This window comes from Streptomyces deserti (genome assembly GCF_054782695.1).
The window spans coordinates 1-13,413 of the sequence record NZ_BAAGRZ010000014.1 but is presented as its reverse complement, the minus strand read 5'-3'; the positions used below and the strand labels follow the sequence as shown (position 1 = coordinate 13,413).

The following is a 13,413-nucleotide window of genomic DNA, read 5'->3' as shown; positions in this document are numbered from 1 at the left end:
ATCCCTCTCCGCTGCGCCCGGTGTCACGGGCCCATTGACGCCGAATTGGCGCGGACACGACCATTCCGGTTGAGTGCGAGAAATCGCTTTCGCATGACGGAATCCGGGGAGGCGTCCGTGTACGTGCAGCAACGGGAACCCGTCGCCGGCTCGCTCGGCCTGTCCGCCCTCGTGGCGGCCCTGCCCCTCGTGCTCGTCCTGGTGCTGCTCGGCGGTGTCCGCATGAAAGCGCACTTACTGAATTTCGCCGCGTGATGTCGCCGACGACCGCGCGCCTGAGCTGCGGCGATCGCCAGCACCAGCGCGACACGACGCGAAGATCATCAGTAGCGGGGCTGACGGGCCTGCTGGCCGCCGTTCTCGTGGCCTGGCTCGCGTACCGCATGCCGCTGGGCCAGACGCGCTCCAGCGCCGCACAGGGAGCCGCTTTCGGCCTCTTCCCCATCCTGTGGATCGTCGTCAACGCCCTGTGGGTGTACCGGATGACCGTCCGCACCCGGCACTTCGACATCCTGCGCCGGTCGTTCGGGCGGCTGTCCGACGATCCGCGCATCCAGGCGCTCGTCGTCGCCTTCTGCTTCGGTGCCCTGCTGGAGGCGCTCGCCGGGTTCGGGGCGCCTGTCGCGATCTGTTCGGTGATGCTCGTCGCGCTCGGCTTCGAGCCGGTGCGGGCCGCCGTCGTCGCGCTCGTCGCCAACACCGCGCCGGTGGCCTTCGGCGCGATGGGCACGCCCGTCGTGACGCTCGCCCAGGTCACCGGGCTGCCCCTGGACTCCGTGGCCTCCGTGGTGGGCCGCCAGACACCGCTGCTGGCCCTCGTCGTGCCCCTGGTGCTGGTCGGCCTCGTGGACGGGCGGCGCGGGTTGCGCGAGACCTGGGTGCCCGCGCTGGCCTGCGGAGCGGCCTTCGCCGTGGCCCAGTTCGCCGCCGCCAACCACGTCTCCGCGCAACTCGCCGTCATCGCAGCGGCCCTGGCGGGAGCGGGCGCCCTGGTCGCCGTCCCGCACGCGCGCGTGCCCGCGACCGAGTCCGTACGCGCGTCCGTGCTGACCGGCGTACGCAGTGAGGAACTCGACGAGCACGACCCGCGCCCGGAGGTCGTACGCGCGTACGCTCCCTACGCGCTCGTCGTCGCGATCTTCTCCGTCGCGCAGATCCCGGCCGTCAAGGACTGGCTGGCCGGAGCCACGCAGACCTACGACTGGCCCTTCCTGAACGTGGCCGACGCGGAGGGTGAGCCGGTCGGCGGCAACCTCATCACCTGGCCGGTCGTCTCCACCGGCGGCACGCTCGTACTGCTCGCCGGGGTGGGCACGGCGGCCGTGATCGGGGTGCACGGGCGCGTGGCGGTCAAGGAGTGGGTGGCGACCGTGCACGAGCTGCGGTTCGCGATCCTGCGGTCACTTCCGTCCTGGCACTCGCCTACGTCATGAACCTCTCCGGGCAGGCCGCGACCATCGGCCACTTGGTCGCGGCGGCCGGAGCCGGGCTCGCCTTCCTGTCACCGGTGCGGGGCTGGTTCGGCGTCGCCGTCTCCGGGTCGGACACCTCGGCCAACGCGCTCTTCGGCGCCCTGCAGGTGACCGCCGCCCGCGAGTCCGGGCTGTCGCCGGAACTCCTGGCCGCCGCCAACAGTTCTGGTGGTGTGCTCGGCAAGATGATCTCCCCGCAGAACCTCACCATCGCCTGCGCGGCCGTCGGACTGGCGGGCCGCGAGGGGGACTTGCTGCGCGAGGTGCTGCCGTGGAGCCTGGGGCTGCTGCTGGTGATGTGCCTGGTCGTCGTCGGGCAGAGCACGCCGGTCCTGAGCTGATGCTGCCCTGACCTGAGGTTACGTCTCGTGGTCCGCTCGGCGGACGGACAGCGGAGTGTCAGCGGGTGCGGGTAGTTTGGGATGACCGATAGGACTTCAAGGAAGGCTGGCCGTGGCTGCTGATCTGTCGCAGGTCGTGAAGGCGTACGACGTACGCGGTGTCGTCCCCGACCAGTGGGACGAGTCCCTGGCCGAGCTCTTCGGGGCCGCCTTCGTCCAGGTGACCGGCGCGAGCGCCATCGTGGTCGGGCACGACATGCGGCCCTCGTCCCCCGGCTTGTCGCGCGCCTTCGCGCGCGGGGCGACGGCACGGGGCGCCGACGTGACCGAGATCGGCCTGTGCTCGACCGACCAGCTCTACTACGCCTCGGGCGCGCTGAACCTGCCGGGCGCGATGTTCACGGCCTCGCACAACCCGGCCCAGTACAACGGCATCAAGATGTGCCGTATGGGCGCCGCCCCGGTCGGCCAGGACTCCGGCCTGGCCGAGATCCGCGAACTCGTCGAGCGCTGGAGCGAGTCGGGCGCGCCCGAGCCGGTCACCCACCGGGGAACGATCACGCAGCGCGACACGTTGGACGACTACGCGGCACACCTGCGCTCCCTCGTCGACCTCACCTCCATCCGCCCCCTGAAGGTCGTCGTCGACGCGGGCAACGGCATGGGGGGCCACACGGTCCCGACGGTCCTCTCCGGCCTGCCCGTCGACCTCGTCCCCATGTACTTCGAGCTGGACGGCACCTTCCCCAACCACGAGGCAAACCCGCTCGACCCGGCCAACCTCGTCGACCTGCAGAAGCGGGTCCGTGAGGAGGGCGCCGACCTCGGCATCGCCTTCGACGGCGACGCGGACCGCTGCTTCGTCGTCGACGAGCACGGCGACCCGGTCTCCCCGTCGGTGATCACCGCCTTGGTGGCCTCCCGCGAGCTGGCCAGGCACGGCGGCAGGGGCACGATCATCCACAACCTGATCACGTCCTGGTCGGTCCCGGAGGTCGTAAAGGAGAACGGCGGCACACCGGTACGCACGCGCGTGGGCCACTCCTTCATCAAGGCGGAGATGGCCCGCACCGGCGCCATCTTCGGCGGCGAACACTCCGCGCACTACTACTTCCGCGACTTCTGGAACGCCGACACCGGCATGCTGGCCGCCCTGCACGTCCTGGCGGCCCTCGGCGGCCAGGACGGCCCGCTGTCCGGCCTGGTCGCCCAGTACGACCGTTACGTGGGCTCCGGCGAGATCAACTCCACGGTCGCCGACCAGGCCGACCGCCTCGCCGCCATCCGCGCCGCGTACGAGGGCCGTGAGGGCATCGAACTGGACGAACTGGACGGCCTCACGGTCACCTCCGCCGACTGGTGGTTCAACGTCCGCCCCTCCAACACGGAACCGCTGCTGCGTCTGAACGCGGAGGCACGCGACGAGACGACGATGACCAAGATCCGCGACGAGGCCCTGGCCATCATCAGAGGCTGAGAGCCCCACACCTTGCCTCGCCCCTCTGGCCAACCGATCCGGGTGGTGGGCGGGCGAGGCCGGGGGGCCAGGGGGGCGAGCGCCCTGCGGGGTCGAAGGGGCGGAGCCCCTCGGGATGGGACGGGCAGGGGCGGCGGGGGCGACCCACACACCCGCCCCAGCCCAGCTCCCCAGCCGACCCTCCCAACCCCCGCCATCCCACCCCCACCGGCGGTACCCTGACCAGGCACATCCGCACAGCACACGGACAACACCACAGCCACACGCGCACACCCGCCCTCGAAGGGAACCCCCATGCCGCTCGAAGCCGGCCTCCTGGAGATCCTCGCCTGCCCGGCCTGCCACGCCCCCCTCAAGGAGCAGGACACCGAGCTGATCTGCACCGGCCAGGACTGCGGCCTGGCGTACCCCGTCCGCGACGGCATCCCCGTCCTCCTCGTCGACGAGGCCCGCCGCCCCGCGTAACGCCCCGGCGCACACCCGGTGCCACCACCCGCAGGGCACACACCCGGCGCCCTCACCCCGTTCACGCGCCCGGTGCGAACCCATCCGGCCCGGCGCCCGGTGCATACACAACCGGCGCAACGGACACCGTCGTAACGGACACGTCGTAACGGACCCCGGCCATCGGAGGCGCCCGCCCATGCTCGACGAATCGCTGCTCGACTCCCCGGAGGGCCTCGCCCAGGCCGACCACCGTGGCCTGCTCCGTGGCGCCGCAGAGGCCGGTGCCCGGGTCCGCACCGCAGCCCGGCACTGTGCCGAGGCCGGCATCAACGACCTCAAACCCGACGGCCGCCCCCGCGCCGTCCTCATCGCGGGCCCCGGCGCCGCCGCCACCCACACCGCGGACCTGCTCGGCACCCTCGCCGGCGCCGGCAGCCCCGTCACCCGCCTCGCCCCCACCGGCGTCGCCCCCGCCGCGGGCGCCCTGCGCTGGGAACTGCCCGGCTGGGCCGGCTCCGTCGACCTGCTCCTGATCGCGACGCCCGACGGCTCCGAACCGGGCCTGGCGCTCCTTGCCGAGCAGGCCTACCGCCGCGGCTGCACCGTCGTCGCCGTCGCCCCGTCCCGCTCCCCGCTCGCCGACGCCCTGCACGGCTCGCACGGCCTGTTCGTCCCGATGGCCACCGCCCCGTACGACCAGGACGAGCCGCTCGCCGCGTCCGCGCCCGGCGTGCTGTGGGCGCTGCTGACCCCGTTCCTCGCGCTCCTGGACCGCACCGGCCTGCTCGCGGCCCCGCCCGACGCGATCGAGAAGGTCGCCGACCGCCTCGACCACATCGCCGAACGCTGCGGGCCCGCCATCGCGACATACAGCAACCCCGCCAAGACCCTGGCCGCCGAGCTCGCCGACGCCCTCCCGATCGTGTGGACCGAGGGCATCTCGGCCGGCCCGGCCGGCCGCCGTTTCGCCGCCGCGCTCGCCGAACTGTCCGGCACCCCCGCGGTCGTCGCCGAACTGCCCGAGGCGCTTGCCGCGCACAGCGCCCTGCTCGCCGGCCCTCTCGCTGCCGGCGCCGACCCCGAGGACTTCTTCCGCGACCGCGTCGAGGAGCCGCCCGCCCTGCACGCGCGCGTGGTCCTGCTCCGCGACCGCCCGATCGGCGACCTCACCGCCGCCCCGACCGCCCGCGACCTGGCCCTCAGCCACGACACGCCGATCAGCGAGCTGGAGCCGGAGGCGGGCGACGAACTGGAGACCCTCGCGGAACTGATCGCCATGACGGATTTCGCCGCCGTTTACCTGGCGCTCGCTTCGAGGGCTTGACCTTGCCCACGACGCCCTGACCCTGACCGTCGTAGGCCCGCCGAAACCACCGCATGCGCGCGTACGCACACAGAACCCGCAGAGAGAACCCCATGGACCGCCTCGACAACACCATCCGCCCCTACGCCTGGGGTTCCCCCACCGCCATCCCGCATCTGCTCGGCGTCGAACCGACCGGCGAGCCGCAGGCGGAGATGTGGATGGGCGCCCACCCGGGCGCACCCTCGCGCACCGACCGGGGCACGCTCGTCGAGGTCATCGACGCGGACCCCGAGAAGGAACTCGGACCGGCGTCGGTCGCCAAGTTCGGCCCTCGCCTGCCCTTCCTCCTCAAGATCCTGGCCGCCGGAGCCCCGCTCTCCCTCCAGGTGCACCCCGACCGGGAGCAGGCGAAGCAGGGATACGAGGACGAGGAGCGCCGCGGCATCCCCGTCGGCGCCCCGCACCGCAACTACAAGGACGCCAACCACAAGCCGGAATTGATCTGCGCGCTGACCGAGTTCGACGGCCTGTGCGGCTTCCGCGACCCACTCCAGGCCGCCGGCCTGCTCGACGACCTCGGCGTCGACTCCCTCAAGCCGTACGTCGACCTGCTGCACGCCCATCCCGAGGACGCGGCGCTGCGCGAGGTCCTCACGGCGATCCTCAGCGCCGACCCCGAGGAGATGGCCCGCACCGTCGCCGAGGCCGCGGCCGCCTGCACCCGCCTCGGCGGCGCCTACACCCCGTACGCCGACATCGCCCACCACTACCCGGGCGACCCCGGCGTCATCGCCGCCATGCTGCTCAACCACGTCCGGCTCCAGCCCGGCGAGGCCCTGTTCCTCGGCGCCGGCGTCCCGCACGCCTACCTGAGCGGCCTCGGCGTCGAGATCATGGCCAACTCCGACAACGTCCTGCGCTGCGGCCTGACCCCCAAGCACGTCGACGTCCCCGAACTCCTGCGCATCGTCCGCTTCGAGCCGAGCGACCCCGGCGTGCTGCGCCCCGAGGCGTCCCCCGACGGCGAGGAGGTCTACGAGACCCCGATCGACGAGTTCCGGCTCTCCCGGTACGTCCTCCCGCCCGGCGCCGCCGCCCACGACCTCACCCTCGCGACCGCTCAGATCCTGCTCTGCACCGCCGGCACCGTACGGGCGGGGGAGCACGAGCTGAACCCGGGCCGGTCCGTCTTCGTCCCCGCAGGCGAAAAGGCCGAAGTGTCCGGCACCGGCACCCTCTTCCGCGCCACCGTGGTCGCATGAATGTCCCCATGACGGCTACCTGACATACCGCTGCCCGACCGGGCTGCAACAATGGCCCACCGTCAAGCACGGGCAATGTCCGGGACGGCGTACGACGGCGTACGACAGAGCCCGGAAACGGCGTACGAAGGGACAACGCGAACACATGAGCGCGTCAGGCGGCACCAAGGCGATCGTGGCGGCACTGGTCGCCAACCTCGCGATCGCGGTAGCGAAGTTCGTGGCGTTCATCTTCAGTGGCTCGTCGTCGATGCTCGCCGAGTCCGTGCACTCGGTCGCCGACTCCGGCAACCAGGCACTGCTGCTGGTCGGCGGCAAGAAGGCGAAGCGCGAGGCCACCCCGCAGCACCCCTTCGGCTACGGCCGCGAGCGCTACATCTACGCCTTCCTCGTCTCCATCGTCCTGTTCTCGGTCGGCGGCATGTTCGCCCTCTACGAGGGCTACGAGAAGATCAAGCACCCGCACGAACTGACGCACTGGTACTGGCCGGTCGGCGTACTCGTCTTCGCGATCATCGCCGAGACCTTCTCCTTCCGCACCGCCATCAAGGAGTCCAACCTCCTGCGCGGCAAGCGCTCGTGGAAGGAGTTCGTCCGCCACGCCAAGGCCCCCGAGCTGCCGGTGGTCCTCCTGGAGGACCTCGGCGCGCTCGTCGGCCTGATCCTGGCGCTGGGCGGCGTGTGCATGGCCCTGGCCACCGGCGACGCCGTCTGGGACGGCATCGGCACGATCTGCATCGGCGTCCTGCTCATCCTGATCGCCCTGGTCCTCGCCGTGGAGACCAAGTCGCTGCTGCTCGGCGAGGCGGCGGGCGTCGAGGAGGTCCACAAGATCGAGGCCGCCATCGTCGACGGCGACACGGTCACCCGCATCATCCACATGCGCACGCTCCACCTCGGCCCCGAGGAGCTGCTGGTCGCCGCCAAGATCGCCGTCCAGCACGAGGACACGGCCGCCGAGGTCGCCTCCGCCATCAACGCCGCCGAGACCCGCATCCGCGAGGCTGTCCCGATCGCCCGCGTGATCTACCTCGAGCCGGACATCTACAGCGAGACCGAGGCGGTCAAGGGCCCCGACCGCGAGGCGAGCCCCGGCGGCCCCGCCCCGCACCCCGAGGCACACTGACCCCCACTACGCCCACGGGGCCCGCCGAACTTTCGGCGGGCCCCGTCCGTTCGCCGCTGCCCGCTGCCCGCTGCCCGCTGCCCGCTGCCTTCTGCCTTCTGCCTTCTGCCTTCTGCCCGCTGCCTGCCGCCTGCCACCCGTCAGACCCGCACCGGCCACGGCGCCGCCGCGGCCGCCGCCCTCCGCCGCCGTACGACCACGGCGGCGATCGCGAGCCCCAGCCCGGCGAGCGAGGCGACCAGCCCGAGCAACGCACCCGACGCGAGCAGCGCCGGCCCGGTCCAGTCGTCGATCACCCTGCCCCGCACAGCGCCGACGGGCACCGTCCCACCCTGGTCCTGACTGAAGAACCGCGAGTCCATCGAGTTCGTCCGGTGGTCACCGAGCAGGAACGACCGCCCCTCGGGCACCTGCACGTCGTACGGCCGCCGCAGCCCGTCGGCGACCCCGTCCGCCACGTACGGCTCATCCAGCGGCTTCCCATTGATCGTGATCCGCTCGCCGGCCGTACCCGCGCCCGCGCAGCACGCCACACGATCACCGCCCACGCCGACGACCCGCTGCATGACCCCCGCGTCGAAACCGTACCGCTCCCGCGCGCTGAACAGCACCACATCGCCGCGCCGCACCTCGTCCCCACCGACCCGCGCGAAGACGACCCGCTCCCCGGCCGCGTAGGACGGCGCCATGCTGTCGCTCGCCACCGTCCTCGCCGCGTAGCCCGTCACCAGAACCACGACGCACCCGCTCGCCAGCACGAGCCCGAACGCCCCGAACACCCCCGCCAGGACCGCGAGTTTCCGTACCGTCCCCATCCCTCACCCTCCCCACGCGGCCCATCCGCGGCGGCAGAGGGTAGCGGCCGACCGTGAACTCTCCGTGCCACCCGAGCGGACCTCCTGCACGTTTCGTGATCGTCCTGATGTGTTCGGAGGCGGACTGGGGATGGCGGGGGCGTCCGGTGTAGCTTGGGACGGAGCCAGACGTCGCTGCTGATGGCGGTCGGGCGGCCCCGACGTTGGCCGGCCGAGGGAGAGAGGGCCTCCGACGGACTGCGCTGCGCGTACGCGGGCATGCCTGTGCCCTCTTCGGGCACCCCTGTGTCCGCCGCCGCGCAGATCAGCCGTACCCACCTCGACCCAACCCCGAGGAGCAGCTCGTAATGACGACTGTCGACAAGCGACAGGACTTCAAGGTCGCCGACCTCTCCCTGGCCGAGTTCGGCCGCAAGGAGATCACCCTCGCCGAGCACGAGATGCCGGGCCTGATGGCGATCCGCAAGGAGTACGCCGAGGCCCAGCCCCTCGCCGGCGCCCGCATCACCGGCTCCCTGCACATGACCGTGCAGACCGCCGTCCTCATCGAGACCCTGGCCGCCCTGGGCGCCCAGGTCCGCTGGGCGTCCTGCAACATCTTCTCCACCCAGGACCACGCCGCGGCCGCCATCGCCGTCGGCCCGAACGGCACCCCCGACAACCCCCAGGGCATCCCGGTCTTCGCCTGGAAGGGCGAGACCCTGGAGGAGTACTGGTGGTGCACCGAGCAGGCCCTGACCTGGCCGGACAGCCCCACCGGCGGCCCGAACATGATCCTGGACGACGGCGGCGACGCCACCCTCCTCGTCCACAAGGGCGTCGAGTACGAGAAGGACGGCAAGGTCCCCTCGCCCGACACCGCCGAGTCCGACGAGCACCGCGTCATCCTCGAACTGCTGACCCGCACCCTCAGCGAGAACCCGCAGAAGTGGACCCAGCTGGCGTCCGAGATCCGCGGCGTCACCGAGGAGACCACCACCGGTGTCCACCGCCTGTACGAGATGCAGCGCGAAGGCACCCTCCTGTTCCCGGCGATCAACGTCAACGACGCCGTCACCAAGTCGAAGTTCGACAACAAGTACGGCTGCCGCCACTCCCTGATCGACGGCATCAACCGCGCCACCGACACGCTGATCGGCGGCAAGACCGCGGTCGTCTGCGGCTACGGCGACGTGGGCAAGGGCTGCGCGGAGTCCCTGCGCGGACAGGGCGCCCGCGTGATCGTCACCGAGATCGACCCGATCTGCGCCCTCCAGGCCGCGATGGACGGCTACCAGGTCACGACCCTCGACGAGGTCGTCGAGACGGCCGACATCTTCATCACCACGACCGGCAACAAGGACATCATCATGGCCTCGGACATGGCCAAGATGAAGCACCAGGCCATCGTCGGCAACATCGGCCACTTCGACAACGAGATCGACATGGCCGGCCTCGCCAAGGTCCCCGGCATCGTCAAGGACGAGATCAAGCCGCAGGTCCACACCTGGACCTTCCCCGACGGCAAGAAGATCATCGTCCTCTCCGAGGGCCGCCTGCTGAACCTGGGCAACGCCACCGGTCACCCGTCGTTCGTGATGTCCAACAGCTTCGCGAACCAGACCATCGCCCAGATCGAGCTGTTCACCAAGACCGACGCGTACCCGATCGGCGTCTACGTGCTGCCCAAGCACCTCGACGAGAAGGTCGCCCGCCTCCACCTCGACGCGCTCGGCGTGAAGCTGACCACGCTCCGCCCCGAGCAGGCCGAGTACATCGGCGTGAAGGTCGAGGGCCCGTACAAGCCGGACCACTACCGCTACTGAGCCGGCCTGTTGTGGGCGCGTCCGTGCACCGACGCGCCCCTCAGCAGCAGGTCCTCCGTGGCAGGCCCCCGCACCCCCGTGCCGGGGGCCTGCCCCTTTGACCGGACCAGCGCATCCGGCCGGACCAGCCCGTCAAGACCCAGGACCTCCATGCCCCGCGGCCGCTATTCGCTCCACGATCCGCACGATCACACCCCCCTCGCAGACGAACACTTCCAGTGCGCCACCGGCCCGTCCGGCTGGCGCTACGTCTCCCAGCTGACCACCCCCTCGGGCGATCACCGCGGCTCCGTCGACCTCACCCTCGACGAACTCGGCCGCCCCATTCGCCTCGAACTGCACGCCGCGAACTGGCAGGTGCGCGGCGCCGCCCTCGACGGCGTCACCTGGGTCCGCACCGACCCCACGGGAACGGAAGCCACCGAAGGCAATGTGCGCGCCCATGCCTTCACCGGCACGTCCCCGGCCTTCCTCATCGCCACCACCCGACTCCTGCGCCTCACCCCCTCCGACTCGGCCACCCGCGTACGCCTCGTCGCCTTCACCGACCCGGTCCTCGCCCCGCGCACCGTGGACCAGTCCTGGGCCTTGCGGAAAAGAGAAGCACACGCCACTGACAACGGCCCTCTGATCGTGGACGAATACCAGGTCACAGCCCTGGACACGGGTGAGCAGCACACCGTGCACATCGCCGGCGACGTGGTCCTGGCAGCCCCCGGCATCGAACTGGAAGACCTGGAATCACCGCCGTCGGTGTTCCCCTGACGGAGCGGCGAGCCGGGCGGATCTACGCCGGCGGCGCGAACCCGGTGGCAGGCCGGTCGGCCGCCCGCCCGTCCTGCGGCGCAGCGGGCCCGCCCTCGCCCTGACCACCGGCCGGATCCGCGCCCGTGCCGGACTCGGCAGACCGCGGAATCCCGCTTCCGGCGGTGTGCGGTACGGCAGGTCCGCCAGTCCACGCAGACGTCGAAGCGGCCGGCATGACCGGCGGCGCGTACGCTCCCGGCGCCTCGGACGCGTACTCCGCCCCCACGCCGGTCGCGCCGCCTGCACCCCCCTCATCCCGGAGGGCCCGCCGCGCCTCCCGCGCCTGCCGCTCCTGCACCACGGCCGCCAGATACGCCGGCGGCGGAACATCCTGCGGGACCGGAGCGCCCGTACGATCCGCCAGATCGGAGGCCAGCCGCTCCGCCATGGCCCACCCCACCTGCGGGTCCAGCTGCTGCATCCGCGTCAGGTACTGGCGTATGGCCAGCCACAGACCGTCGGGCACCGCCGACAGGTCGAGCCCCGCAAACCGCCCGGCCAACCAGGGCGGAGGCGGCGGCACGAACCCGGTCCGCGCGACCGGCACCCGCTCCCGTACGACCAGAGTCCCGGCGAAAACATCCCCGAGCCGCCGCCCGCGCGCCGACACGAGCGAGGCGATGCAGGCCACGACCCCGAACGTCATCAGGATCTCGATCACCCCGATCAAGCCCCGCACCAGCGCATGCCGGAACCGGATCGGCCCACCGTCGTCCCGCACCACGCGCAGCCCACACGCCATCTTCCCGAGCGACCGCCCATGACTGAGCGTCTCGACCGCGATCGGCCCGCCCACCAGCAGCAGGACGAACGACGCGATCGACAGAGCCGTCTGCGCCGCCTCGTCCAGTGAAGCGGTGGCAGCCACCAGAGCGATGGTCACGGCGACGTAGACCGCCACGGCCACCACCAGATCGAGCAACACGGCCAGCGCCCTGCTGGGCAGCCTCGCGGGGCGCAGCTCCAACGCCACCGCCTCGCCCGTCACCAGCTCACTCACGCCCGCCGCCCTTCCCCTGGCCTGCCCCCGACAAGGCCAGTCTGCCAAGCTGAGGGCGCAGCGCGCCGCAGTACGACAAGCTGATCCACGACGAGCCGACGCACAGCCGAGGAGCAGGCACACCGATGGACCTCGACGTCTTCGTCTCCGCCCACCGAGCGGAGTGGGACCGCCTCGACGCCCTGCTCCGCCGCCAGCGCCGCCTCACCGGCGCCGAAACCGACGAACTCGTCGCCCTCTACCAGCGCACCGCCACCCATCTCTCCCTCATCCAGTCCAGCGCTCCCGACCCGCAGCTCACGGGCCGCCTCAGTCAACTGGTGGCACGCGCGCGTAGCGCCGTGACAGGCACCCGCCGCGCCTCCTGGCGCGATGCCACCCGCTTCCTCGCCCACGGCTTCCCGGCCGCCGTCTACAAGTCGCGCCACTGGTGGGTTCCCACCGCGCTCCTGTCCACCGCAGTCGCGGCCCTCCTCGGCTGGTGGATCGGCGCCCACCCCGAAGTGCAGTCCTCCATAGCCGCCCCCAGTGAACTGCGCGAGCTCACTCGCCCCGGCGGCCAGTACGAGACGTACTACTCGAGCCACCCCGCGGCGTCCTTCGCCGCCCAGGTCTGGACGAACAATGCCTGGGCCGCCGCCCTGTGCCTCATCCTGGGCGTCTTCCTGGGCCTGCCCGTCCTGTGGATCCTCTTCCAGAACATGCTCAACCTGGGCATCGGCTTCGGCCTGATGTCCTCGGCCGGCCGCCTCGACACCTTCCTCGGCCTCGTCCTCCCGCACGGCCTCCTCGAACTGACAGCGGTCTTCGTGGCCGCCGGCACCGGCCTGCGCCTCGGCTGGACCCTCATCGACCCAGGCCCACGCACCCGGCGAACCGCCCTCGCGGAGGAGGGCCGAGCCGCCATCGGCATGGCGATCGGCCTGGCCCTGGTCCTCTTCGTCTCCGGCGCCATCGAAGGCTTCGTCACCCCATCCGGCCTGCCCACCTGGGCCCGCATCAGCATCGGAGTCGCCGCCGAGCTGGCCTTCCTGGCCTATGTCTACGTCCTAGGTGGACGTGCTGCCCGCACCGGGGAGACCGGCGACCTCGAGACCGCCGAGCGCAGCGCCACGGTGCCCACGGCCGCCTGATGTGCGGACGCCTCTGCCGAGCTGCTAGTCTCCTCTTCGCCCCACGGGAGCCGTTGACACGGACCAGGTGGGGAGGTAGATTTGAACAGTTGCCTGGAGATGAGGTAGCACCCACTCCGGGGTAACAGTGAGCATCTATCTGCTTCTTGAAACAGTGATTTCAGAGAAGCCCTCCCGATGAATCGGAAATGGATGGCCGGTCAGTCCGGTCTGAAACCTCTGATAAAGTCGGATGCGCCGGAAAGGGAAACGCGGAAGCGGGAACCTGGAAAGGCAGCCGAAAGGCGAATCCCGCCGACTGGGAATCGGGTCCGAAAGGATCTGATAGAGTTGGAAGCACCGAAGGGAAGCGCCCGGAGGAAAGCCGCGAGAGAGTCTCTCGGGTGAGTACGAAGGAAGCGTCCGTTCCTTGAGAACTCAAC

The 13,413-nt window shown here is 71.3% G+C and carries 10 protein-coding genes and 1 pseudogene; 9 read left to right on the top strand and 2 right to left on the bottom strand.

The annotated features are described in order from the left end of the window. The first annotated feature begins 117 nt into the window (after nt 1-117). The 6 genes and pseudogenes from ACYVMZ_RS22555 to ACYVMZ_RS22530 all read left to right on the top strand — a co-directional run bounded on the left by ACYVMZ_RS22555 (nt 118) and on the right by ACYVMZ_RS22530 (nt 7,431). A pseudogene (locus ACYVMZ_RS22555) lies at nt 118-1,813 on the top strand (L-lactate permease). Between the two features lie 112 nt (nt 1,814-1,925). Next, on the top strand, nt 1,926-3,290 hold the full coding sequence (locus ACYVMZ_RS22550; protein ID WP_461082434.1) for a phosphomannomutase/phosphoglucomutase: 1,365 nt from the start codon (nt 1,926-1,928) through the stop codon (nt 3,288-3,290). A gap of 294 nt (nt 3,291-3,584) precedes the next feature. Then, on the top strand, nt 3,585-3,755 hold the full coding sequence (locus ACYVMZ_RS22545; RefSeq protein WP_007382472.1) for a Trm112 family protein: 171 nt from the start codon (nt 3,585-3,587) through the stop codon (nt 3,753-3,755). A gap of 178 nt (nt 3,756-3,933) precedes the next feature. After that, the gene (locus ACYVMZ_RS22540; protein ID WP_461082432.1) at nt 3,934-5,061 is read left to right on the top strand and encodes an SIS domain-containing protein; all 1,128 of its coding nucleotides are present in this window, start codon (nt 3,934-3,936) and stop codon (nt 5,059-5,061) included. Nucleotides 5,062-5,153: 92 nt separating this feature from the next. Beyond that, a complete protein-coding gene (gene manA, locus ACYVMZ_RS22535) occupies nt 5,154-6,305 on the top strand; it encodes a mannose-6-phosphate isomerase, class I (RefSeq protein WP_461082430.1) in 1,152 nt (383 codons plus the stop codon). A gap of 145 nt (nt 6,306-6,450) precedes the next feature. Further along, on the top strand, nt 6,451-7,431 hold the full coding sequence (locus ACYVMZ_RS22530; protein ID WP_461082428.1) for a cation diffusion facilitator family transporter: 981 nt from the start codon (nt 6,451-6,453) through the stop codon (nt 7,429-7,431). A 140-nt stretch (nt 7,432-7,571) separates the two neighbouring features. On the opposite strand, the gene lepB is transcribed toward ACYVMZ_RS22530, so the two are convergent. Then, nucleotides 7,572-8,246, bottom strand: a complete 675-nt coding sequence (gene lepB / locus ACYVMZ_RS22525) for a signal peptidase I (protein ID WP_461082426.1) — start codon at nt 8,244-8,246, stop codon at nt 7,572-7,574. A gap of 347 nt (nt 8,247-8,593) precedes the next feature. Between lepB and ahcY the strand changes: the two genes are divergently transcribed. Both ahcY and ACYVMZ_RS22515 read left to right on the top strand, forming a co-directional pair. Further along, nucleotides 8,594-10,051, top strand: a complete 1,458-nt coding sequence (ahcY, locus tag ACYVMZ_RS22520) for an adenosylhomocysteinase (RefSeq protein WP_461082424.1) — start codon at nt 8,594-8,596, stop codon at nt 10,049-10,051. Between the two features lie 150 nt (nt 10,052-10,201). Beyond that, complete coding sequence (locus ACYVMZ_RS22515) at nt 10,202-10,816, top strand: hypothetical protein (RefSeq protein WP_461082422.1); 615 nt, start codon at nt 10,202-10,204, stop codon at nt 10,814-10,816. Nucleotides 10,817-10,838: 22 nt separating this feature from the next. On the opposite strand, the gene ACYVMZ_RS22510 is transcribed toward ACYVMZ_RS22515, so the two are convergent. Continuing rightward, complete coding sequence (locus ACYVMZ_RS22510; protein ID WP_461082420.1) at nt 10,839-11,858, bottom strand: RDD family protein; 1,020 nt, start codon at nt 11,856-11,858, stop codon at nt 10,839-10,841. A 125-nt stretch (nt 11,859-11,983) separates the two neighbouring features. Here ACYVMZ_RS22510 and ACYVMZ_RS22505 point away from each other — a divergent pair, with 125 nt between their 5' ends. Further along, nucleotides 11,984-12,991 (top strand): stage II sporulation protein M, encoded by a 1,008-nt coding sequence (locus ACYVMZ_RS22505; protein ID WP_461082418.1) that lies wholly within the window; start codon nt 11,984-11,986, stop codon nt 12,989-12,991. Nucleotides 12,992-13,413 lie beyond the last annotated feature (422 nt).

Coding starts and splice junctions, on each gene's coding strand:
- ACYVMZ_RS22545 (WP_007382472.1), top strand. CDS start 3,585: ATGCCGCTCGAAGCCGGCCTCCTGGAGATCCTCGCCTGCCCGGCCTGC.
- ACYVMZ_RS22540 (WP_461082432.1), top strand. CDS start 3,934: ATGCTCGACGAATCGCTGCTCGACTCCCCGGAGGGCCTCGCCCAGGCC.
- manA (WP_461082430.1), top strand. CDS start 5,154: ATGGACCGCCTCGACAACACCATCCGCCCCTACGCCTGGGGTTCCCCC.
- ACYVMZ_RS22530 (WP_461082428.1), top strand. CDS start 6,451: ATGAGCGCGTCAGGCGGCACCAAGGCGATCGTGGCGGCACTGGTCGCC.
- lepB (WP_461082426.1), bottom strand. CDS start 8,246: ATGGGGACGGTACGGAAACTCGCGGTCCTGGCGGGGGTGTTCGGGGCG.
- ahcY (WP_461082424.1), top strand. CDS start 8,594: ATGACGACTGTCGACAAGCGACAGGACTTCAAGGTCGCCGACCTCTCC.
- ACYVMZ_RS22515 (WP_461082422.1), top strand. CDS start 10,202: ATGCCCCGCGGCCGCTATTCGCTCCACGATCCGCACGATCACACCCCC.
- ACYVMZ_RS22505 (WP_461082418.1), top strand. CDS start 11,984: ATGGACCTCGACGTCTTCGTCTCCGCCCACCGAGCGGAGTGGGACCGC.